Annotated in this window: 19 protein-coding genes; 14 read left to right on the top strand and 5 right to left on the bottom strand. The window is 63.0% G+C overall.

Annotation, left to right across the window (positions count from 1 at the left end; genetic code table 11):
• Window positions 1-83: 83 nt before the first annotated feature.
• Both SPHINGO391_RS01835 and SPHINGO391_RS01830 read right to left on the bottom strand, forming a co-directional pair.
• Window positions 84-893, bottom strand: coding sequence for a mandelate racemase/muconate lactonizing enzyme family protein (locus SPHINGO391_RS01835; RefSeq protein WP_244615082.1), 810 nt, complete (start codon window positions 891-893; stop codon window positions 84-86).
• Window positions 890-1,993 carry an Ldh family oxidoreductase gene (locus tag SPHINGO391_RS01830; RefSeq protein ID WP_130521227.1) on the bottom strand — a complete coding sequence of 368 codons (1,104 nt, stop codon included), beginning with the start codon at window positions 1,991-1,993 and terminating at the stop codon, window positions 890-892. Before SPHINGO391_RS01830 ends, SPHINGO391_RS01835 begins: the two co-directional genes overlap by 4 nt.
• Before the next feature lie 264 nt (window positions 1,994-2,257).
• Between SPHINGO391_RS01830 and SPHINGO391_RS01825 the strand changes: the two genes are divergently transcribed.
• Genes SPHINGO391_RS01825 through SPHINGO391_RS01805 form a run of 5 tightly spaced genes read left to right on the top strand, consistent with a single transcriptional unit; the run spans window position 2,258 to window position 9,359 of the window.
• Window positions 2,258-3,361 (top strand): extracellular solute-binding protein, encoded by a 1,104-nt coding sequence (locus tag SPHINGO391_RS01825; protein WP_152007276.1) that lies wholly within the window; start codon window positions 2,258-2,260, stop codon window positions 3,359-3,361.
• 21 nt (window positions 3,362-3,382) lie between these two features.
• The gene (locus tag SPHINGO391_RS01820) at window positions 3,383-4,462 is read left to right on the top strand and encodes an ABC transporter ATP-binding protein (protein ID WP_152007275.1); all 1,080 of its coding nucleotides are present in this window, start codon (window positions 3,383-3,385) and stop codon (window positions 4,460-4,462) included.
• A complete protein-coding gene (locus SPHINGO391_RS01815) occupies window positions 4,455-6,179 on the top strand; it encodes an ABC transporter permease subunit (protein ID WP_130521233.1) in 1,725 nt (574 codons plus the stop codon). Before SPHINGO391_RS01820 ends, SPHINGO391_RS01815 begins: the two co-directional genes overlap by 8 nt.
• A 33-nt stretch (window positions 6,180-6,212) precedes the next feature.
• On the top strand, window positions 6,213-7,709 hold the full coding sequence (locus SPHINGO391_RS01810) for an aldehyde dehydrogenase (protein WP_152007274.1): 1,497 nt from the start codon (window positions 6,213-6,215) through the stop codon (window positions 7,707-7,709).
• Window positions 7,710-7,712: 3 nt separating this feature from the next.
• Window positions 7,713-9,359: a choline dehydrogenase gene (locus SPHINGO391_RS01805; protein WP_210385742.1), complete on the top strand. Its 1,647-nt coding sequence runs from the start codon at window positions 7,713-7,715 to the stop codon at window positions 9,357-9,359.
• A gap of 180 nt (window positions 9,360-9,539) precedes the next feature.
• On the opposite strand, the gene SPHINGO391_RS01800 is transcribed toward SPHINGO391_RS01805, so the two are convergent.
• Entirely contained in the window at window positions 9,540-11,027 is a 1,488-nt protein-coding gene (locus tag SPHINGO391_RS01800) for a PLP-dependent aminotransferase family protein (protein ID WP_152007273.1), read from the bottom strand.
• A gap of 115 nt (window positions 11,028-11,142) precedes the next feature.
• On the opposite strand from SPHINGO391_RS01800, the gene SPHINGO391_RS01795 reads away from it, so the two are divergent.
• The 8 genes from SPHINGO391_RS01795 (at window position 11,143) to SPHINGO391_RS01760 (ending at window position 20,500) form a co-directional block, all read left to right on the top strand.
• Window positions 11,143-12,369 carry a benzoate/H(+) symporter BenE family transporter gene (locus SPHINGO391_RS01795; protein WP_152007272.1) on the top strand — a complete coding sequence of 409 codons (1,227 nt, stop codon included), beginning with the start codon at window positions 11,143-11,145 and terminating at the stop codon, window positions 12,367-12,369.
• Window positions 12,370-12,805: 436 nt separating this feature from the next.
• Window positions 12,806-14,020 carry an ROK family transcriptional regulator gene (locus tag SPHINGO391_RS01790; protein ID WP_152007271.1) on the top strand — a complete coding sequence of 405 codons (1,215 nt, stop codon included), beginning with the start codon at window positions 12,806-12,808 and terminating at the stop codon, window positions 14,018-14,020.
• Window positions 14,017-15,276 (top strand): M20/M25/M40 family metallo-hydrolase, encoded by a 1,260-nt coding sequence (locus SPHINGO391_RS01785; RefSeq protein ID WP_152007270.1) that lies wholly within the window; start codon window positions 14,017-14,019, stop codon window positions 15,274-15,276. The genes SPHINGO391_RS01790 and SPHINGO391_RS01785 overlap by 4 nt, the downstream gene beginning before the upstream one ends.
• Window positions 15,277-15,303: 27 nt before the next feature.
• Entirely contained in the window at window positions 15,304-16,365 is a 1,062-nt protein-coding gene (locus tag SPHINGO391_RS01780; protein ID WP_152007269.1) for a substrate-binding domain-containing protein, read from the top strand.
• A gap of 77 nt (window positions 16,366-16,442) precedes the next feature.
• Window positions 16,443-17,501 (top strand): substrate-binding domain-containing protein, encoded by a 1,059-nt coding sequence (locus SPHINGO391_RS01775; protein WP_152007268.1) that lies wholly within the window; start codon window positions 16,443-16,445, stop codon window positions 17,499-17,501.
• Between the two features lie 37 nt (window positions 17,502-17,538).
• Window positions 17,539-18,516, top strand: a complete 978-nt coding sequence (locus SPHINGO391_RS01770) for an ABC transporter permease (RefSeq protein WP_152007267.1) — start codon at window positions 17,539-17,541, stop codon at window positions 18,514-18,516.
• Between the two features lie 10 nt (window positions 18,517-18,526).
• Window positions 18,527-19,726 carry an alanine racemase gene (locus tag SPHINGO391_RS01765; RefSeq protein ID WP_152007266.1) on the top strand — a complete coding sequence of 400 codons (1,200 nt, stop codon included), beginning with the start codon at window positions 18,527-18,529 and terminating at the stop codon, window positions 19,724-19,726.
• A gap of 12 nt (window positions 19,727-19,738) precedes the next feature.
• Window positions 19,739-20,500: an ATP-binding cassette domain-containing protein gene (locus tag SPHINGO391_RS01760; RefSeq protein WP_152007265.1), complete on the top strand. Its 762-nt coding sequence runs from the start codon at window positions 19,739-19,741 to the stop codon at window positions 20,498-20,500.
• 658 nt (window positions 20,501-21,158) lie between these two features.
• Here the strand turns inward: SPHINGO391_RS01760 and SPHINGO391_RS01755 are convergent.
• The gene (locus tag SPHINGO391_RS01755; RefSeq protein ID WP_152007264.1) at window positions 21,159-21,392 is read right to left on the bottom strand and encodes a BrnA antitoxin family protein; all 234 of its coding nucleotides are present in this window, start codon (window positions 21,390-21,392) and stop codon (window positions 21,159-21,161) included.
• A gap of 144 nt (window positions 21,393-21,536) precedes the next feature.
• On the opposite strand from SPHINGO391_RS01755, the gene SPHINGO391_RS01750 reads away from it, so the two are divergent.
• A complete protein-coding gene (locus tag SPHINGO391_RS01750; RefSeq protein ID WP_152007263.1) occupies window positions 21,537-22,292 on the top strand; it encodes an NYN domain-containing protein in 756 nt (251 codons plus the stop codon).
• A gap of 53 nt (window positions 22,293-22,345) precedes the next feature.
• Here the strand turns inward: SPHINGO391_RS01750 and SPHINGO391_RS01745 are convergent, their stop codons facing one another.
• Window positions 22,346-23,017 (bottom strand): hypothetical protein, encoded by a 672-nt coding sequence (locus tag SPHINGO391_RS01745; RefSeq protein WP_152007262.1) that lies wholly within the window; start codon window positions 23,015-23,017, stop codon window positions 22,346-22,348.
• Window positions 23,018-23,057: the final 40 nt, after the last annotated feature.

The following is a 23,057-nucleotide window of genomic DNA, read 5'->3' as shown; positions in this document are numbered from 1 at the left end:
ATCCATCGCGCTTGTATTTTCCACGGTTCGCTGTCGTCCACATCGCTGCCTTGCCCGAAAAGAATCATCTCAAAGCCAGGGAATCATAACCGACTCAGATTACGCAACTTCTTTCCGGACCGACACTCATACTTGGCGCGATAGATTTCGTCGTGGTTGACGATCGACTCGTCGAGAACGAGTGGAAGCGCTGATCCACGATGCGCGAGGATGCAATCGGCCGTCGAGCGGCAGGGTTGCTCGACATAGACTGCGAGGCCGGCCATGCCTTGGAGTGCGAGCTTCGCTGACGCAAGCGACCAGCCGCCGTTGGAATCGGCCACGATGATCGTCTCGGAATCGCCAGCTTCCACGCTGGCGCGGGTCCGCGCAATATCATCCATGGGGTTGTTGCCGACCTTGAGCTGGAAGCGATTGATGCCGGCGGCCCGCCGTTCGCGAATGAACTCGCCCATGGATTCAGGCGCGGCCAGCGGCACTGCCTCGTAGATTGGAAAGCGGTCGTTGAGTACGCCGCCGATCAGCGCCGAGATCGGCCGGCCGAGCGATTTGCCAAGAATATCCCAGCAAGCGATGTCGATCGGGCTCTTGGCGAATTCCTGCCCCATCAACGTGCCGGCCATGATGCGGTTGACCATTCCGATATTGGTTGGATCTGTACCGATCAGCGCCTCCGAGAGGTCCTTCAGCGCGATCCGAATGCCATCTGGAAAGGTCGGCAGGTAGATCTTGCCGAGTGTCGTGATCTCGCCCCAGCCTTCGAGACCCTGGTCGGTGCGGATGCGGATGACCGTGCCGTCTTCCGTGGCCGCGACACGGTCTCCAGACATGACGTATGTTCCGTGGGCATAGCCGACGGTATACTTGTAGATGTCCACCCCGGTGATTTTCATGGTCTTTCCTTAAGATTGGCGGCTGCGTCTTGCGCAAGCAGTTGCATCAGAATGTCATATTGGGTGCCGGAGATGCGGACTCCGTCGCGCGTTGTGCGCGCCCTGGCGGCGAAGCGCCGTGACGAGGGTAGTCGGGCGCCCTGAGCTGGAATCGCCTCAAGCAGCCGTTCGGCGCTTTTGAAATGCCTGTCGCGTTCCGTGCCCATGAACATGTCGGGCGACAGTGCGATGATCAGTTCACCATGGCAGGGGGCGCCGCCGTCGCCATCATCGAAAGCCTGGGATTGCGGGCTTGTCATATCTCCGACCAGCGGGCCTGCGAGAAGCTCGATCATGGTTGAAAGCGCTGAACCCTTGTGGCCGCCGAATGTCATCTGCGCGCCGGCCATGGCCTCAATCGGGTCGTTGGTCGGATTTCCCTGCCGATCGAGAGCCCAGCCATAGGGAATCGGCTGATTGCGCTGGCGATGAAGTTCGATCTCGCCGCGCGCGACGACGCTGGTCGCGAAGTCGAAGATGTAGGGCAGGTGTCCCGGCCGAGGCCAGCCGAAGGCGAGTGGATTGGTGCCGAACAGCGGCGTCCGGCCGCCGTTTGGCGCGACCCAACTGTGGCTCGGCGTCATGGCGAGCGATACGAGGCCCCGCTCGGCGAGAGCCTCGACCTCCGGCCAGAGTGCGGTGAAATGAAAGCAGCGATTGATCGCCATGGCGGCAACGCCGTGGCTCCGAGCTCTTTCCGTCAAGGCGTCGATCCCCATCGTGAAGGCAAGCGAGGAGAAGCCCATATCGGCATCGACCCTGACGATGGCGGATTGATCTGATTGGATTTTCGGCTTGGCAGCAACATTGACCTTGCCGGCGGCGATGGTCCGCACCAGCCCGGCGAGGCGATAAGTGCCATGTGACGCGCATTCGTCACGTTCAGCGGCGGTGATGACGTCTGCCAGCGCATCGGCATGCGGTTCCGTGAGCCCGTGTCTGACGAGGATGCGCGTGGCCAGGGCTTGGATTTCCTGCAGACTCAGAACGCGGTGTCCTGGGGCTTCCTCTGCCGCGGGCTGGCCTTTGGAGGAGAGGGAGGATGGGCTTATCGCCGTCATTTCGAAACTACCACTGCAATCGGACTTCAGTTGCGCGACCTGCCGGAGGTTCGCACGCCGCTGTGCGCGAGATTTTCGACGAGCTCGTCAGAAATCTGTTGCGCAGGCGATGTGTAGATTGTATAAAATATGCGAAAGCGAAACGCATGAGCCGCTTTTCCGAAGGTCGTGCGGAGGCAGGATCTGAAGACGTGCTCGGCAGCTCGCCTTCAGCCCGGCGCTCCATGGCGCCGGCAATAATCAGGGAACCGAAAGAGGGAAGTGATGGAGAATTTTACGGATTTGAAAATAGGGCGGCGTGGCTTTCTGGCGGCGGCTGCGGCAGGAACGGCAGCGCTCGCAGCGCCCGCCTTCATTCGCGATGCGCGTGCAGCATCGGAAATTACGATCATTACCTGGGAAACATATCACGAGGACGCATGGATCGCGGAATGGAGCAAGGCGACCGGCGTCAAGGTCAATGTCGTTCGTGCCGGCTCCAATGACGAGATTTTTGCCCAGACCCAGTCGGGCGCGATCCAGGCCGACGTACTCTATTTCGAGTCGGGTTCCATTCCGCGCTTCAAGGAAGCTGGCCTCATTGTGCCGATTGACGCTTCCAAGCTCCCCAATGCGGTCAACATAACGCCCGACCTCAAATATCAGGAACGCAACACGGTCGATGGCGATCTCTATGGTGTACCCTATAGTTGGGGAACGCAGCCGTTGATGTTCAACGCGGATGTCGTCACCGAAGGCACCGACAGCTGGGCCGCGCTCTGGGACGAAAAGCATGCCGGCAAAGTCAATCTGTTCGATGATGCCTATATCACCTTCCCGATGATCGCGCTGCAGGCTGGCGTTGCGGATCCCTTCAATCTTTCGGACGAAGACTTCGCCAGGTGCGCCCAAGTGCTCGCCGCCCTTCGTCCACAGGTCCGTACCATCGCGCGCGGCTTCAACGACGCCGAGGCGATCTATGCGGCCGGTGACGCGGTCATCGGTTACTGCAATAACGTTTCCATCGTCTTTAATCTCCAGGGCAAGGGTATGAACTTCAAGTACACCTTCCCCAAGGAAGGTACGCCGACCTGGATCGACAATGCGGTTTTGACCCCGCATGGCGATCGTCCGGAAGTCTATCAGTTCCTCAACGACAACCTGACGCTGGAATGGCAGTCCCGCTTCATCTCCTTGTCACTCAACAACGGCGTACTGACCGACGAGGGCGCCAGACAGGGTGGTGTGAAGGACGATATCCTCGCCAAGACCAACATCATCGATCAGAATCAGCCCAGTTTCTGGGAGAAGATGGTTGTGTTCAAGGCGCCTGAAAGCGTCGATCGTCGCGTCCAGATGTGGAACGACTTCAAGGCTGGAACCCTCTAGTTTCCGGGTGGGGTAACTGACATGCCTGCACGTAACGATGCAATCATCCGGTTCGAGAATGTCGTCAAGCGCTATCCCGGAGCTGCGACTCCAGCGCTTGAGATCGATGAATTTTCAATCGAGCGAGGTGAGTTTTTCTCGATCCTCGGGCCCAGCGGTTCGGGCAAGACGACCGCGCTGCGCCTCATCGCTGGCTTAGAGCAGGCCGATTCCGGCCGCATCTTTCTCGATGGCCAGGATGTAACCGACGTTCCGCCGCACCGGCGGAACGTCAATACCGTGTTCCAGTCCTATGCGCTGTTCCCGCATATGACGTTGCGGCAGAATGTCGAATATCCATTGAGGATGGCAGGGGTCGACAAGGCCGAGCGCAGTCGACGTGTCGCCGAGGCGCTGGAAATGGTGGCGATGGACAAGATGGCGGAGCGCCTGCCGCATCAAGTCAGTGGCGGCCAGCGCCAGCGCGTGGCTCTGGCCCGTGCCTTTGTTGGCCGCCCCAGGGTGCTTTTGCTCGACGAGCCGCTGTCCGCGCTCGATCTCAATCTGCGGCAGCAGATGCAGCATGTGCTGGTCGACCTGCAGCGTAAGATCGGCATTACCTTCATCTATGTTACCCATGACCAGAGCGAAGCGTTGTCGATGTCGAACCGCGTCGCCATAGTCAATGCCGGCAGCATTCAACAGCTCGACAGTCCAGGCGAGATCTATTATGCGCCCAACAGTCGCTTCGTCGCCCAGTTCATTGGCAAGTCCAACCTGATCGCCGCAGAGGCGGCGGGTTCGGCGGATTCCTCGGTGGTCTCGGTGTGTGGCGAAAGCTTCGGCATGGCGGCGGTCCGCCGACCCGGCGCGATAAGCCTTGGCCTGCGGTTCGAGGCGCTGACCATAACTCCCGCCGATCGGCCGTGCCCCGAAGGTGTCGCGCTTAAAGGCCATGTCTCCGACGTTCTGTTTCTTGGCCATACTTGCGAGGTGAAGGCCCGTTGCCGCGACCAGGATTTCATCGCCTTTGCGCCGGCGCGGCGTGGTGCAATCCTTGAGCATGGCCAGCCGGTTTGGCTGTCCTTCAAGCCGGAAGACTGTGTGGTGCTTGATGACTGACGTCGCCCTTGCATCGCGCGCAAACCCGAACACTGGGAGCGCTGTCCCAGCCGTGCTGTGCGGCATTCTCGCGCGAATGTCGCTTTATGCCTGGCTTGCCCTGCTCGTGGTCCTGCCGAATATCCTGCTGATCGGCGTCAGCCTGCTCACCTCGAAGAACGGCGTGACCAATTTCGATCTGACGCTGCAGAATTTTGCGCGCGCGTGGGAATCGTCAGGCGTCTGGGTTCTGCTCTGGCGGACAGTGGCGACCGCCCTGCTGGCCACGGCGATTGCTACGCTGATCGCCTATCCGATGGCCTATTACGCAGCGCGCATTCTTGAGCGCGGCCGGTTCCTGTCGGTCATGCTGGTCGTCATCCCGCTCTGGATCAGCCTGCTGATGCGTGTTTTCGCCTGGCGGGTGATCCTCGGCGAGAGCGGCGTGCTCAACGCCTTCCTGTTGCGGATGGGTCTGATCTCGGAGCCGAGTTCGGCGCTGCTCTACAATTCCTTCGCCGTCTTCCTCACCTTCGTATATGTCTCAATCCCCTTCATCTTCGTCGCTGCATATTCAGCGATCGACCGCATTCCGCCCAGCCTGACGGAGGCGGCCAACGATTGCGGCGCAAGCGGCTTGAGGGCTTTCTTCACCGTCGTATGGCCGCTGTCGCGTCCCGGCACTTCGGTGGGCGTGGCGCTCGCCTTCCTCATGGCGGTCGGCGACTACATCACGCCGTCGATGGTCGGCGGACTGAATGGGACGATGCTCGGAATGGTCATCGCCTCGCAGTTCGGCATTGTCGGCAACTGGCCCTATGGCGCGGCGCTCGCATTGATGCTGCTTGTGACGGTCGCCGTCGTTCTCGCCATCATGTTCAGGACAGCGCGCGTGCCCGGTATCCTGACCGGCGAGACGGGTGGGATGCTGTCAGTACCGGCAGGCGCCAGGAGTGCCGGCAACATTTTATTCCGTTGGCTCGCCTTTGCGCTGTTCTGTCTGCCCTATCTTTTTCTCTATGCGCCACTCGCAATCATCGCGATATTCTCTTTCAACGACGCGACGGTGCAGGTGTTCCCGCTAAGCGGCATGACGTTCCGCTGGTATCAGGAGGTACTGAGCAACACAGCGCTGCTTGCGGCGCTGAACCGGTCGCTCTATGTCGGGCTTCTGGTTCTGTTGATCTCGATCGCCGCCGGAACGGGATTTGCTATCCTGCTCGCCTATGCAAGGCTTTCCTTCGGGAAGCTTTCGGAGCAATTGCTGACGCTGCCGGTCGCCATACCGGGTGTAGTGCTAGGCATCACGCTTGTGCTTGCTTTCCAGTTGCTTCGCATCCCGACAGGTATTCCGCGCGTCGTGCTCGGGCATTGCACATTCGTCATGCCGGTCATCATGCTGACGGTGCTCAGCCGGCTCAGACGGCTGGATCCTGCCTTGGTCGAAGCATCGACCGATCTCGGCGCGTCCTACGCCAAAACGGTTTGGCATGTCGTGTTGCCACTCGTGCGCGGCTCGATCATCGGTGGGGCGTTGCTCGGTTTCACGCTGTCGGTGGACGAGGTGGTGGTCTCGCTCTTCCTGACCGGAACGCAGCCGACGCTGCCGGTCTGGGTGTGGAACCAGATGCGGTTCGGCTTCACTCCCTCCGTCAATGCCATATTCGTCTGCATCGGTATCGGATCGATCATGCTCACCCTCATTGCGCGCCGCTTCCTCGACGCCAAGGGCACCTGACCGCGCTGAATCATCAAGAAGAAAGGAACAAGCATGTCGTCCACCGCTCAAGAGCTCGCCCGGCTGGCCGAAACCATTAGACCGGAAACGAAGGCGTTCATCGATGGCCGCTTTGTCGATTCCGCCAGCGGCAAGTCCTTCAATACAATCAACCCGGCCACCGGCAAGGTCGTTGCCTCGGTCGCCGAAACCGACCGTGAGGACGTGGATCGCGCCGTTGCGGCTGCACGCTCCGCCTTCAACAAGGGCAGTTGGCGCAATCTTGCTCCGCGCGATCGCAAGGTCGCCTTGCTGCGGCTTGCCGATCTGGTCGAGAAGCATCAGGAAGAGTTCGCCGTCCTCGAATGCCTCGACACAGGCAAGCCTGTCCTCGATGCGCTCAATGCCGACGTGCCGGACGCGATTGCCACGCTGCGCTGGCATGCCGAGGCGATAGACAAGATCTATGACGCCGTTTCGCCTACCTCCGCCGATATCGTCTCGATGGTGGTTCGCGAGCCCATCGGCGTCGTCGGCGCTGTCATCCCCTGGAACTTCCCCCTCGCGATTACCGCGATGAAGATCGGTCCGGTGCTTGCTGGCGGCAACTCCATCGTGATCAAGCCGGCCGAGCAGACGCCGCTCACGGCCCTCAGGCTTGCCGCCCTTGCGGCAGAGGCCGGCATCCCCGATGGTGTGATAAATGTCCTGCCAGGCTATGGCGAGACATCCGGACAGGCGCTCGGCCGCCATCGCGACGTCGATTGCCTGAGCTTCACAGGTTCGACGGAAGTGGGTGGCTATTTCCTCAAATATGCCGCTGAATCCAATCTCAAGCGCGTGCTGCTGGAACTGGGGGGCAAGAGCCCTGTCATCGTCATGGACGATATCGACGATCTAGGTCCTGTCGTGGAACAGATCGCTCTTGGCATCCTGTTCTCCCAGGGCGAGAACTGCAGTGCAGGCTCTCGGCTGCTGGTTCATGCCGGCATGAAGGACCGTCTGCTCGAAGCCGTCATCGAGAATTTCAAGACGTGGAAGGTTGGCGATCCCTTTGCTGAAGACACCAAGATGGGCGCCATGATCGAGCAGAAGCACATGGAGCGGGTGTTGGGCTATATCGAGGCCGGCAAGCGCGAGGGCGCGTTGGTCGCGCTCGGTGGCAACCGTATCCTCGAACAGACCGGCGGCTACTTCATCGAGCCGACCGTGTTCGATGGCGTCGCCAACAGCATGACCATTGCCCAGGAGGAAATTTTCGGCCCCGTGCTGTCGACCATCACGTTCAATGACGTCGAGGAAGCGGTCGCGATCGCGAACGACACGAAATATGGTCTGGCCGCGCAGCTCTATACCAACAATCTGCACATCGCCCATAAGGTCTCCCGCGCCATCCGCGCCGGAACGGTCTCGGTCAACTGCTTCTCGGAAGGCGATCAGGCCGTGCCATTCGGCGGTTACAAGCAGTCGGGCTTTGGCGGGCGCGAAAAATCCATGCTGGCGCATGACCAGTATCTCCAGTTCAAGACGATCTGGATGCAATTGAGGTAGGCAATGACGGATATGGGGAAGAACTCAAACTACGACTATATCGTCGTCGGCGCGGGGTCGGCCGGCTGCGTGGTCGCCAACCGCCTGACCGAGGACGGCACGCGCAGCGTGCTGCTGCTCGAGGCGGGACCACGCGACGGCTCGATCATCATGCGGATGCCGGCGGCACTGGGCCTGCCACTCGAAAGCACGAAGTACAACTGGGCCTACAAGAGCGAGCCCGAGCCCGGACTGAATGGGCGAATAAGCGACCAGCATCGCGGCCGGGTGCTGGGCGGCTCGTCATCTATCAACGGCATGGTTTTCGTGCGGGGCAACCCGCTCGATTACGAAGGTTGGGCGGCGAGGGGATTGCCGAAGTGGTCCTATGCGCATGTCCTGCCTTACTTCAAGAAGATGGAAACCTTCGAGAAGGGCGGTAACGAATACCGTGGTGCGACTGGCCCGCTGCATGTGCGCCAATGCCGTGCCGAAAACCCGCTCTACGAGGCCTTTCTTGCTGCAGGGCAGGATTTCGGCCTGCCGCTCAGCACCGACCAAAACGGCTTCCAGCAGGAGGGCGTCAACCGCGCCCAAGCCTCGGTTCGCAACGGCGTCCGCGAGAGCACGGCAGTTGCCTATCTGCGTCCGGCCGAGGGGCGGCGCAATCTCGCCATCGTGACCGGTGCGACCGTGACGCGGCTGATCATGGATGGCAGCACAATACAGGGTGTCGAATACGAGATTGGCGGTGTCGTGAAAAAGGCGATGGCCGGAAAGGAAGTTGTGCTGAGCGCCGGTGCGTTCGATACTCCCAAGATACTGATGCTCTCCGGCATCGGCGATACCGATACGCTCAAGGCGCATGACATCGCGTGCAGGGTCCATCTACCCGGTGTTGGCCGGGATCTCCAGGACCATGTCGCCGTGGCTATCCAGTATACGACAACCAAGTCGGTGTCGCCGACAAAACAGCTCTCGAAATTGGGGCGGCCTTTCGTCGGGTTGCGCTGGCTGTTGACCAAGGCCGGGCTCGGCGCGAGCAACTATTTCGAAGTCGGAGCATTTTTCCGTGGCAATGACACGGTGTCCTATCCGAACATTGAGCACGAATTCTTCCCGATGATCGGCGAATTCTATCGTGGCGAGGCGAGGGTGCTCGACGGCTTTCAGTATTTCACCAGTGTCATGCGTCCCAAGAGCCGCGGTCGCGTCTCGCTCCGCTCTGCCGATCCGAAGGCCGCCCCGAAAATCGAGATCGGCTTCTTGACCGAGGATGCCGATCTCAACGAGATGATCGAGGGTGTGAAAAAGACACGCGAGATCATCCGCCAGAAGTCGTGGGATCCGCTTCGCGGACGGGAGGTCACGCCCAGCGCTGACATTTCTTCCGACAAGGATCTTGCTGCCTGGATTCGTCAGAATGCCGGAACCGCTTACCACCCCGTCGCGACCTGCCGGATGGGCAACGACGAGATGGCTGTGACCGATCAAGACGGCTGCGTACACGGCGTGAGCGGGTTGCGCATCGCCGATGCGTCACTGATGCCGGCGCTGACGACGGGCAATACCAATGCGCCAACGATCATGATCGGCGAGAAGATCGCCGACGCCATTCTCGGCCGGCAACTGCCGCCGCAGAACTCCTCCTTTTATACCGGCCGGCATTGAAGCCGGCCGCCGTGTGAGTTCCACGAGCTCGCGATAAAGGGGACTGACGATTTCAAGGGCGTCCAGTCGCATGAAATCCTGCGCGATGACTTTAGCATGTTTTCCTTTTTGCGGCTCGGGCCGGAATCGAATGGTCTCCATACGCTTGTTGTATTGCGGTGATATACTCAATCCATCCGGTCATTCGCGCGTTATCGTCCGGAACGCCTCCGCCAACCTCCTGACAGCCACCTCGATCTCGGCCGGCGTGTAGGCGGCAAAGCCCATCAGGAAGCCGGCTTGCGGATCGTTGGCAGCATGGAGCGCCGACAGGCCGAGGATGTCGATCCCCACTCGTCGCGCGGCATCGATGGCCGCGCGCTCGGATAGATCGGCGGTCAGGACGCACGGCATCTGCAGGCCGCCGGCCGGAATGCGCGGCTCGATGAAATCCGCCAGGTGTCTGCCCACTTGGCCGGCCAGCACGTCGAGGCGTTCGGCATAGATGCCGCGCATGCTGCGGACGTGCGCGCCGAAATGCCCGCCTTCCATGAAGCGGGCAAGCGTCAATTGCGCCATGGGCGCCGTATGTCCATCCAGCAATGTGCGTGCGACGGTCATCGGCTTCACAAGCTGCGGCGGCAGCACGACATAACCGATCCGCAGACCCGGAAACAGCGACTTGGTGAAGGTGCCGATATAGATCGTCCGGTCGTGCGGATCGAGACCCTGCACGCAGGCCGTCGGCTTGCCGGCATAATGGAATTCGCTGTCGTAATCGTCCTCCATGATCCAGGCCTGATGCCGGGCCGCCCATTCGATCAGGGCAAGACGGCGCTCGAGCGCCAGCGTCGTGCCGGTGGGGAACTGGTGGGAAGGCGTCAGGTAGACCGCCCTTGCCGGCGGCGCGGCCATGATCTGCTCGACTATGAGGCCCTCCCGGTCGACACCGATCGGGACGCATTCGAGGCCCGCCGCGTCGAAGGCCTTGCGCGCGCCGTAATAGGCCGGGTCCTCCATGAAAATCCGGTCGCCGGGATCGAGCAGGACGGTCGCACACAGCGACATGGCCTGCTGCGAACTGGTCAGCACCAATACCCGGTCGGCGGTGGCGCGTGCGCCGCGTTCGAGGTTCACATAGTCGGCGATGGCGCGGCGAAGCGGCTCGGTTCCTTGCGGATCACCGTGCAGCAGCGTTTGCACGCCATTCTCTTTGCGAACCTGCCGCTCCAGGCGCTCCCAGAGCCGAAGCGGAAAGCTGCGCGTTTCCGGCACACCGTGGGCGAAGGGCCGCGGCGAAAGCATCTCGCGGATGCCGCCGCTGCGGAAAATAGCCGCTCCGCGCCGGCTGAGGTCGGGAGCCGGGCCGCACAGGAGCGTGTCCCGCCGGGACAGGCGGCGGCCGGACGTGAACTGCTTCATTTGCGCGACGAAACTGCCGCTGCCGACCCGCCGGTCGATGAAGCCTTCGGCGTGCAGCTGGGCGTAGGCCGCTTCGATCGTATCGCGCGATACCGCAAGCGATTTGGCGAGCGCGCGCGAGGCCGGCAACGGCTTGCCCGGCCCGAGCGCGCCGTCGACGATGAGCTCGCGGATCGCCCGCTGGATGCGCGCGTGAAGCGGCATTGCCGCATGGGCCGGATGGGCGACCCGGGCCTTAACGGATTCGAGTTGGGAATGCTTGAACAAATGGTCCGGTCCTTGTTGAGAAAATGGACGGGCTCATCAGGCCATTCATCGGCTAGATGTCAATGCGGTCTGTTCGCCGCGCCCCCCTTTTTGAAATAGGAGACCTCTCAGGATCATGTCGTCCCGTTCTGCGCCTTCCGCCATCCGCCTCAGCGATCTGCCCCATCCGATCGTCGCCGGGCTCATCTCCGTCATCGTCAACTACGGCGGCACGTTCATCCTGGTCTTCCAGGCGGCGAAGATCGCGGGACTCAGCCCCGAACTGACGGCATCCTGGGTCTGGTCCGTGTCGATCGGCGTCGGACTGACGGGGCTGGCGCTCAGCCTTCGCTATCGCGAGCCGATCATCACGGCGTGGTCGACGCCGGCGGCGGCGTTTCTCGTTACCGCGCTCGCCGCAACGCCCTATGCGGAGGCGGTCGGCGCCTACATGATTTCCGCGGCGGCCTTCGTCCTGCTCGGCGTGTCGGGTTGTTTCGAGAAGGTCATCCGCCTGATCCCGCCCGGGATCGCCTCGGGCCTGCTGGCGGGCATCCTGCTGCAGTTCGGTATCGGGGCCTTCGGCGGCGCGAGCATCGATCCGCTGCTGGTCGGCCTGCTGATCGCCGCCTATGTCGCATTGAAGCGCGTCTGCGCCCGTTATGCCGTCGTCGGCATCCTCGTCCTCGGGCTCGTCTTCCTGCTGACGCAGGATCGCGTCGACCTGTCGGGGCTGAAGCTGGAATTCGCGGCGCCGGTCTTCACCATGCCCGCATTCTCGCTGAATGCGCTGCTCTCGGTCGCATTGCCGCTGTTCCTGATCACGCTGACCGGCCAATACATGCCCGGAATGCTGGTGCTGCGGAACGACGGGTTCAAGACGAGTGCCAATCCCATCGTGACCGTCACGGGCTTCGGCTCGCTCATCATGGCCCCGTTCGGCTCCCACGCCTTCAACATCGCGGCCATCACGGCGGCGATCGCAACGGGCAGGGAAGCGCATGAAGACCCGTCCAAGCGCTGGATCGCGGGGATCGCGGCAGGCTGCTTCTATGTGCTGGTCGGCGTGTTCGGCGTGACGCTGGCCGCCGTCTTCATGGCGTTTCCCGCGACCTTCATCACCACGCTTGCCGGTCTGGCGCTTCTCGGAACCATCGGCGGCAGCCTTGCAGGAGCCATGGCCGATCCAACCTCCCGCGAGGCGGCGCTGATCACCTTCTTGGCTTCGGCCGCCAACATCAAGCTGCTCGGCATCGGCGGGGCGTTCTGGGGCCTGCTGATCGGCCTCTTCGCCTACCTCGTCCTCAACGGCCGCCTGCCGCGCCGTGCAAGCAGCGGCCTGCCCGATGAGGTGGTCCGGTAATAATTGCATGATCGGCTACCCGCTCTCTCATAAATGCCAGAACCTGCTGACGGCGGATCTCACGAACCCGGCGTTCAGTATCCAGCAAGGTGAAGCACGATTCGGGGAATCGAGGTTTCGGCCGTCGCCGAACTGAGCGACAACTTGAGCCTGCGGTACTGTTTGTAGATTTTCCGGCATGTGCCCGGCCGCCCCGTCATGGCCCGTGCGTGCCGATCCGCATTATCCGATATCAAACATACTGCAGCGCTGGCGGTTCGCTCGATGCTGGGCGTTAGCCCATCGCCTATCATGAGGGGTGCAGGGTAATGGAACTGGAGGCACGGTTACCATCGCCTGCATCGTCGAAAGCGAACGGCACAACGATGCGGGTGACTTGACACCTATCTCCAGAGTTATTAAGTTCGGTAACAGAACGAATTATCTAGGTAGAGCCGTGGTCGACGCTTCCCGTATTTCCAGGCAGTTTTCCCAGCGCGCTGTGGTCGAGGCCGTCGTTCAGGGCGGGCCCATCTCGCGCGCATCCATCGCCAAGCAGACCGGCCTTTCCAAGCAAACCGTTTCGGAGATCATGACGGGGCTGGAGCTCGAAGGGTGGGTGCGCGAGACCGGCCGGACCTCCGGGCATATCGGCAGGACCGCCGTTACCTATGAACTGGTAACGGATGCCGCCTATATCGTCGCTGTCGATCTCGGCGGTACCAAGGTGCGGGTCGCCATCACCGACCTTGCCGGACAGGTCGTCTCGCAGGACGTCGAGCCGACGGAGCCGGCCGGCGGGGACGCATTGATCCGTCAGATCGCAAGAATGACGTTCGGTATGGCTGCAAAGGGGCATGTCCCGCGGGGTAAACTGCGGCTTGCCGTCGTGGGGGTACCCGGTGCGCCGGACAATAGGACGGGCAGGGTGTTGCTGGCGCCGAACATCCGCGATTTTGATGCGATGGACGTGCAGGCGGCTTTTCGGCAGGCGCTCGGCTTCGACGTGGTCCTGGAAAACGACGTCAATCTCGCCGCGCTCGGCGAAAGCTGGCAGGGCCAGGGGCAGGGCATCGACAATCTCGCCTATGTGGCGCTCGGAACGGGTATCGGCAGCGGGCTGATCATCGGCGGCAATCTCGTGCGCGGCGTGGCCAATGCCGCGGGCGAAATGGGTTTCCTGCCGATCGGCGCCGATCCCTTCGATCCGGAATCCCTGCGGGTAGGCGCCTACGAACGCGCCGTCGCCACCCATGGCATCATCGCGCGCTATGCGGCCTCGACCGGTGAGACGATCGAGGTGCCGGCCATTTTCGAGCGCGCGGCGGCCGGCGACAGCGCCGCCGCATCAGCAATAGAAGAGACCGGGCGGCAGGTTGCGCGCGGCATCGCGGCGATCTGCGCCATTGCCAACCCTCAGATCGTCATCCTCGGCGGCTCTATCGGCCTGCGTCCGGAAATTCTGGAGCGCGCGCGCCATTTCCTTCCGCTGTGTTTCCCCTATCCGGTCGATGTCGTCTCGAGCGAGCTCGGTGCGCGCGCGGCGCTGGTCGGGGCGACGGCGGTCGGGCTTGGCCAGCTGCACAATACGCTCTTCGGTGTCGTGACGCCGAATGCGGGTCTCTCGCTGCCTCCGGCAGGGGCGGATCCCTCGCAGGAGGCCGCGGAATGACGGCCGAAACCGATCTGCTAGCCCGCCTGCGGGCCGCGCTGGACAGCGATGCGGCCCTCGACCTCTTTCGAGGCGCGGTGCAGCACGAAAGCATCACCGGAAACGAGGGCAATGTCGTCGCCTATCTCAGGGAGGCGATGGGCAGGCTGAACCTTTCCGGCCTCACCACGGCGGATTTCCTGCCCGGCCGGCCCAACGTGTGGGGCGAGCGGAAGGGCGCGGGCAACGGCAGGCGCCTGCTCTTCATCGGCCATACGGATGTCGTGCATGTCGATGGCTGGCGTGAGAACTGGGCCGGCACGGAGCGCGAGGACCCCTTCGGCGCCGCTGTCGTCGACGGAGCGGTCTGGGGCCGGGGTGCGGGCGATCTGAAGGCCGGCATCACCGCGTCGCTGGCCGCGCTCGCACTGCTCGACGCGGCCGGCGTCACCCTCGCCGGCGATGTCTCCTACGCCTTCGTCGGCGACGAGGAGAGCGGTCAGCCGGGCACCGGCGTCTCCGCCGGCATCAAGGACTATGTTGGCCGTATCGAGGCCGGTGCGGTGGCACGGCCGGATTTCGTCGTCTATGTCGAACCGACGCGGCTTGCCGTCTATCCCGCGCAGATCGGCTTTTTCATCACGGATATCACGATCACCGGGCGCTCGGCCTATTTCGGCGTGCCGGAGCTCGGCAAGGATGCGCTGCGTGCCGGCCACAAGGCGATGAGCGCGCTCTGGAAGCACTCCGAAGAAATTTCCGCCCGCGCCGAGCACAAGCTTGTCGGGCGCTCGTTCCTGCTGATCACGGGGCTCACCGGCGGCGGATACATCGCCGTGCCGGACAAATGCGAATTGTCCCTCATCCGCAAGCTGCTGCCGGGCGAATCCCTCGATCGGGCGGCGGCGGATATCGAGGCGGCCGTGCGCGGAGCCATCGACGATCCCGAGATCACGGTGACGTTTTCCTATCCGGCCGGCCGCGACCATCCGCTCGGCGGCACGGCGGCGGAGATCGACGAGAGCAGCGCCGATGTCGCGCTGCTGTCTCAGGCGATGGGTATCGCACTGGCCGGCCGGGGCGGAATCGAAGGCGCGCCCTTCTGGTCGGAATCACCGTTCTTCGTGAACCGGCTCTCCATTCCGGCGGTCTACTGCGCCCCCGGCGATATCCGCAATTGCCATACCTATAACGAGCATGTCGGAATCGAGGAGTTTCTCGCGGCCGTCGTCGGCTTTGCAGCTTTCATGGTGCGTTTCTGCGGAACCGTTGACTGAGCACCGTAACCAGGAGGGAGTGAGACCATGCAGATGAAGAAATGGCTGGCTGCGGCATTGGCCGCCGGCCTTGTCCTGAACGCGGCAATCGCCGTCGCCCAGACCGTCGGCCCGGCCGGCGAGGCGGCGACGCCGAGCGCAGAAGTGACGCTGACCGACGCCGATATCGCGGCGCTGAAGGACAAGGGTTACAAGGCCGCTTTGCTCTGGCACACCTCGTCGGACTTCACCAATGCCGTCGGCCAGGGCGCGACGGACGAGTTCAAGCGCGCCGGCATCGCCATCGCCGTGACGACCGACGCCCAGTTCGATGCCGCCCGCCAGCGAAGCGACATCGAGACGGCGCTTGCCGCCAAGCCGAATGTCATCCTCGCCCTGCCGCTCGATCCGGTGACGTCGGCCGAGGCGTTCCGCCAGGCCGTCGCCGATGGCGTCAAGCTGGTCTTCCTGTCGAACGTGCCGAAGGACTACAAGCACGGCACGGACTATGCCGCCATCGTGACCGACGATCTCTACCAGATGGGCAAGCAGGCGGCCGATGCGCTGGCCAAGTCCATCGGTGGCAAGGGCACGGTCGGCTATATCTTCCACGACGCCACCTATTACGTCACGAACCAGCGTGACCAGGCGTTCAAGACGACCATCGAGAACGATTATCCCGAAATCAAGATCGTCGCGGAGCAGGGCATTTCCGATCCTGCCCGCGCGGAGGAGCTCGCCAATGCGATGCTGCTGCAACATCCGGATCTCGACGGCATCTACGTGACCTGGGCCGAACCCGCGGACGGAGTTCTCGCCGCGCTGCGCGGCGCAGGCAACACCAGGACGAAGATCGTGACGCTGGACCTTGCCGAGCCTGTCGCGCTCGACATGGTCAAGGATGGCAACGTGGCGGCGCTCGTCGCCGACAAGGCCTACGAGCTTGGCCGTGCCATGGCTGCCGTCGGCATGAAATCCCTGCTCGGGCAGGAGACGCCCGCCTTCGTCGTCGCCCCCGCGCTGACCGTGACCAGGGATAATGTCTCCCAAGGCTGGAAAGACTCGCTGAACCGCGACGCGCCGCAATCGGTGCTCGACGCAGCGAAGTGACCGCCTGGCTGCGGCGGCCCCGTGCCGCCGCAGCATCCCATGTACCAGAAGCATTCGAGTTCCCCGGGAGGAAACCCATGCGTTTTGCAACGATACTTGCCCTCACGACCGGTCTCATCGCCGGCCATGCCCTTGCCGCCGATGGTGTAACGAACGGCCCGAACGGCGAGTCCCCGACGCCCGCCGGCACCGTCACGCTCACCGCAGAACAGGAGCAGACGATCAGGGACGGCAAGTTCACCGCCGCCCTCGTGTGGCACGAGATGAGCGAATATACCAATGCGGTGAATTCCGGCGCACAGGATGAATTCAAGCGCCTCGGCATCGAGGTGGTCGCGCAGACCGATGCTGGTTTCGATGCCGCGCGCCAGAAGGCCGATGTCGAGACCGTGCTGGCGAAGAAGCCCTCGATCATCGTTTCGCTGCCGGTCGATCCGGCAAGCGCCGGCCCGGTCTACGATCCGGCCCGTGCGGCAGGGGTCAAGCTCGCCTTCGTCGACAATTCGCCGGCCGGCTACGTGCACGGCAAGGATTATGTGACCATCGTTTCCGATGACCTCTTCCAGATGGGCAGCAAGGCCGCCGTCGCCATGGCCGAGGCCCTGGGCGAGAAGGGCAAGGTCGGCTACATCTTCCACGACGCCGATTTCTACGTGACCAACCAGCGCGACCAGGCCTTCAAGAAGACCATCGAGCAGGACTATCCAAACATGACGATCGTCGCCGAGCAGGGCATGGCCGATCCCGCCCGCAGCGAGGAGATCGCGCAGGCTATGGTCACGCAGCATCCCGACCTCGACGGTATCTACGTCACCTGGGCGGAGCCCGCGCTGAGCGTGCTCTCTGCCCTGCGCTCGGCCGACAACGCGCATACCAAGATCGTCACGCTCGATCTCAACGAGCCGGCGGCGCTCGACATGGTCAAGGACGGCAACGTCGCGGCACTGGTTGCGGACGAGGCCTACGCCATCGGGGTCACCGCCGCCCGATCGGCCGCCGGCGCGATGATCGGCAGGGAGGCCGCGCCGTTCCTCGTCGTCGATTCCCTGGCCGTTACAAAGGATACGGTGAAGGAAGGCTGGAAGTCGTCGCTCAACCGGGATGTCCCGCAGTCCATCGCCGACGCCCTGAAATAGGCAAAGTCCGGTCGGCTCTCACGCACGGAGGTAAGTCATGTCCAGTACCAACCAGGGGACCGCAGTCCGTGCGGCGGGGCTGGCCGGCCGCATGAATCTGCAGCAATATGTCGTCTATTTCGGCTTCCTGGCGATCTTCCTGTTCTTCGCCATCGTGCTGAAGGACGGAGGCTTCCTCACGGTCCGCAACCTCTCCAACATCGTGCTGCAGACGGCGCCCGTCACCATCATGGCCATCGGCCTCGTCTTCGTCATGTCGGCGGGTGAGATCGATCTTTCGATCGGATCGACCGTCGCCGTCGCCGCACTTGCCGCCGCAGTGACGATGCAGGGCTACGGAATGGTTCCCGGCATCCTCGCCGGGCTTGGCTGCGGCCTTCTGGTCGGCCTGGTGAACGGCGTGCTTGTCGCCTATCTGCGCCTGCCGTCCTTTCTCGTGACGCTGGCGACCATGGGGCTCTTTGCCGGCGTTTCGCGCTCGATGACGAACCTGCGCAGCATCCCCGTTACCGACAGTACCTTCACGGGCTTCTTCGGTTCGGGCACGTTCCTGGGCATTCCCTCGCTCATCTGGTGGACGGCCATCGCCATCGCCTTCGGCCACGTCATTTATCGTGAGACCCGCTTCGGTGCCCATGTGCTGGCCGTCGGCGACAATGCGCGGGCGGCGAGCGTTTCCGGCATTTCCGTGCCGAAGATGCGTCTTGCGGTCCTGATGATCTCGGGGGGGCTCGCCGGCCTTGCGGGCCTGCTCTATGCCGGCCGCCTGCAGGCGGCGAAATACACGCTCGGCGAAACCGACCTCATGACGGTCATCGCCGCCGTCATCGTCGGCGGCACGCTGCTGAACGGCGGCAAGGGCTCGATCATCGGCGCGCTCGTCGGTTCGCTGATGATGGGCATGCTCAACAACGGCCTCATCCTCATGGGTCTTTCCGTTTCCGACCAGATGATCGTTCGCGGTCTCATCATCCTTGCCGCAGTCGCCGTATCGCTGCGCGAAAAATCCCGCTGAGGAGGATCGAATGTTTCTCGACGTCCTGCGCCGCCGCAATCCCCGCTTCGTGGAAGCAGCTCAGGCGCTGCATCGCGAGGGCCGGATTCCGGCCAACGCCTATGTGATCGACCTCGACACGATCGAGCGCAATGCCCGCCTCCTCAAGGAGGAGGCGACACGGCTCGGCCTCAGGACCTTCGCTATGACCAAGCAGTTCGGCCGGTCGAGCTCGGCCTGCCGGGCGATCATGCGCGGCGGCATCGACAGCGCGGTCGCCGTCGACATGGCCTGCGCCAAGGCGACCCACCGCGCCGGCATGAAGGTCGGTCATCTCGGCCACCTCCAGCAGGTTGCGCGCGCCGAGGCCAACGGTGCGGCAAGTGTACTGAAGCCGGATTACTGGACCGTCTTCAACCAGACCAAGGCGCGGGAAGCGGCGGCCGGGGCCAAGGCTGCCGGGCGCGTGCAGAACCTGCTCGCCCGAATCCACGCGGAGGGCGACACCTTCTACCGGGGGCACGAGGGCGGGTTCCCCGCCTGCGATATCGTCGCCGTCGCCGATGGTTTCGACGGCCTCGAGGGCGGCCGCTTCGCCGGCATCACGACCTTCCCGGCGCTGCTCTTCGACCATCGGGCCCGCAAGGTCCTGCCGACCCCCAACCTCGCGACACTGACGAGGACCGCCGAAGCCCTCGCCAGGGCTGGGCGCCGCGGCATCGAGATCAATGCCCCCGGCACGACGTCGAGCGTCCTGCTTGCCGCGCTCGCGGAGGCGGGCGCCACGCAATGCGAGCCCGGCAATGGCCTGCACGGCACCACGGCGCTGCATGTGGTGGAGGACCTGCCGGAACTCCCCGCCATGCTCTACCTCACCGAGGTCTCGCACCTTTCGGGCGGTAGAGCCTATTGCCTCGGTGGCGGTTTCTACATCGATCCCATCTTCCCCGAATACGACGTGAAGGCGATCGTCTCGGACGAACCCACGGTGGCGGCCGGCGCGTTGCGCAGCGTTGAAATCCCACCTCCCTCGGCCATCGACTACTACGCCATGATCGACGCTTCCGGTTCGGCCGCACCGAAACCCGGCGATACCGCGATTTTCGGCTTCCGCGGGCAGGCGTTCGTCACACGGGCTTATGTCGTCGGAGTCTCCGGCATTTCGGCCGGTGCGCCGAAGGTTGAGACGATCGAGAACACGGCGGGCGAAACCGCCGCCTGGCCGGTCTAGGAGGAGAGGATCATGACCATGCACGCCGTCGCCGCTCCCGGCAGGCCCGTCCTGGCGCTGAAGGACATCCGCAAGACGTTCGGCGGCGTTGTCGCCATCGAGAGTTTCTCGCTGGAGATCCAGCCCGGCGAGATCGTCGCGCTGGTCGGCGACAACGGTGCGGGCAAGTCGACCCTGATCAAGATCATCTCCGGCGTCCACGCCCCGACCGCGGGTTCCATTTCCATCGAAGGCGAGCCCGTCGCCATGGCCAACGCGACCATGGCGCGCGCCCACGGCATCGAGGTCGTTTATCAGGACCTCGCGCTGGCGGACCAGCAGAGCGTCTACATGAACATGTTCCTCGGCCGCGAGCCGACCAAGGCCTTCGGCCTTCTCGACCGCCGGCGGATGATCGACGAGACGGAGAAACTGGTGAAGGAGCTCGACGTGCGCATTCCCTCCGCGCATGCGACGATCCGCGACCTGTCGGGTGGCCAGCGCCAGGGCGTCGCCATCGCCCGCGCGACGCACTGGGCGAGCAAGCTGATCCTCCTGGACGAGCCGACCGCCGCCTTGGGCGTCGCCGAGACCGCGAAGGTGGAGGAGATCGTGCAGTCGCTGAAGAGCCGCAATATCGGCATCCTCATCATCAGCCACAGTCTCGATCAGGTCTTCAAGCTCTCCGACCGAATCTGCGTCCTGCGTCGCGGCCGGCAGATCGGCGTGCGCGAGACGAAGGCGACCGACAAGAACGAGATCATCGCGATGATCACCGGCCTGCAGCAGGACTAGGGTGGGGACTCGATTATATCCACGCGATGACTGGTGAAACGAGAGCGACGAAAGCGAGATGTTTGTTGCGAGGCGGTCGTAACGGGTTGCATGCGCGGCCAGTTCCTGAGCTTGCAGAACAATCGCTCGATGACGTTTCTATGCTTGTATGATCTGCTATCCAGCGGATACGGCGTCTTTCGTGCCAGTGATGACGGAATGACGGCTTTTGTGCGGGCGTTTCCGAGCCGGTCCCGCAGGCCGTCGGCACGCATCTGCGCGAAACGGCGGCGCCGGCCCCGCGCGTTCCAGACGGTGAGGAACTATCTCGTGACTGGGGGGCAGAAGCTGCCGAGCAGCGAGACGACAATGGCGCTGGATACAAAGACGGAGCGGGCGATCCAGCAGCCGCTCGCCGAGCTTTCGGCCGGCCGCACCACGCTTGTCATCGCCACCGCATCGTACCATCGCCAATGCCGACAGCATTCTCGTCCTCGACGACCCATGCATCGTCTAGCCATCAAGCCATGCCCCGCTCATCGCCCGGAAGAACGGATGATACAGGAACCTCCAGGCGTGACAGGCTGAGGGCGAGATCGTTCATCGTCTGCAAAGCAACGCGTAGCCATGCGTCACGGTCGCCAGACCTAAAATGCGAGGCGCGGTCATATTGCAACAATCAAAGCGATTGTTTCATGGCGGCCCGCAGAATAGCGTTGATGCGATCCTGCCATCCAGGTCCGTCCGCCTGAAAATGCGCCAGCACATCGCTATCGATTTTCAGCGATACAAGTTCCCTGGCGCTCGGGATAGCTGGGCGCTCGACTGCCGGGACCGGCGCTTTCTTCGTCGGCTTGAACAACGCTTCGGCAGCGTCCTTTGGATTGGCGGGTCTTCGGGAAGTCGGTGTCATCGTTGATTCCTTTGATAGTTATCCAGTTGTGCCTCTTTCCCTACGGCATGTCGAGCAACGCCCGCTTCTCCTCGCCAAGCCAAACTATCGACCTTCCGTCACCGGCCGGTATATTTATTGCCGATTCCTTTGACAGGAGGCTTCATGCCATCTGAACTCCGTTCACCCCGGCTTGCCGTTCTCATCGACGCGGACAATGCCTCCGCAAAGATTGCGGATGGTCTGTTCGAGGAGATCGCCAAGATTGGCGAGGCCAGCGTCCGCCGCATCTATGGCGACTTTTCCAGCGCCCGTTCGAGGGCCTGGGCCGAGATCCTTTCCAAGCACGCAATCATTCCCCAGCAGCAGTTCGCCTACACGACGGGCAAGAACGCCTCCGACATCACCTTGGTGATCGATGTGATGGATTTGCTCCACAGCGGTCGTTTCGACGGGTTCTGCCTGGTGTCGTCCGACAGCGATTTCACGCGGCTTGCCGCGCGCATTCGTGAGCAGGGTATCGACGTGTTCGGTTTCGGGGAGCAGAAGACACCGGAAAGTTTCCGCCAGGCCTGCCGGCGGTTCGTCTATACGGAGAATTTGCTGCCCTCGGCGCCGGCGAATGAAGTTGAAGCGACACCGAGCGCAACACCCCTCCAGCAGCCATCCGCCGCCGTGCCGATCATCCGGAAGGTCATTGGGCAGATGGAGAGCGAGGACGGTTGGGTGCCCCTCGGCGCGGTCGGCACGCATCTCGCCAATCTCGCGTCCGATTTCGATCCGCGCACCTACGGATTCCGCAAGCTCAGCGATCTTGTCCGAAAGACGAACGCCTTCGAGATCGATCATCCGCAAGGCGGCGCGCTGCGAATCCGCGTCAAGCCGCCGGCCGGTAAAAAGCCGGCGGCAAAGCCCTCATAGGCTTTGGAACGGAGGTTCTGCGTGCAACATCCTGGCTATGGTGCATCTGCGCCTCAGCGTTTGGTCGCCATCCACAAGACATGACGCGCGCCGTTCTTGCTGTTGGCGCGCACGCCGACCTCTTCCGTGGCGAAGCCGACCTCGCGCAACCGACGTGTGAACGCACGATCCGGCGCGGAGGACCAGACGGCCAGCACACCGCCCGGGCGCAGTGCGGACCTGGCGGCGTGAAGACCCTCATGGCTATATAAACCGTCGTTGGAAGCGCGCGTCAGTCCATCGGGGCCATTATCGACATCGAGCAGGATCGCATCGTATACGGCCTTCTTCGAGCGGATGAGCGCGCCGACATCACCGATATGGATAGCGACACGCGGATCGTCGAGCGTGCCGTTGTGGAGGTCTGCCAAAGGTCCACGGCCCCATTCCACGACAGCCGAGACGAGTTCGGCGACAATGACATGGGCATCTTGCGGCAAGGCACTGAGAGCGGCCCGCAGGGTGAACCCCATGCCGAGGCCGCCAACGAGCATGGTCGGGTTTTTCCGACCTGCGATCCGCTCGCAGCTCAAGGTCGCCAGCGCCTCTTCCGAGCCGCTCAGCCGGCTGTTCATGAGTTCCGTCGAGCCGAGCATGATGGAGAATTCGCTACCGCGCCGCTTCAGGCGCAGATCTCCGGCCTCGCCAGGGATGGTCGCGCGATCGAGTTGGATCCAGGGAAGCATTGGGGCATCTCGTTACATTGATCGACGGCCTCATACCATG

This window comes from Hoeflea sp. EC-HK425 (genome assembly GCF_902498795.1).
In the GTDB taxonomy this organism is placed as follows: Bacteria; Pseudomonadota; Alphaproteobacteria; order Rhizobiales; family Rhizobiaceae; genus Hoeflea; species Hoeflea alexandrii.
Note: the sequence above shows the minus strand (reverse complement) of the source record. Positions and strands in the feature narration are given on the sequence as shown.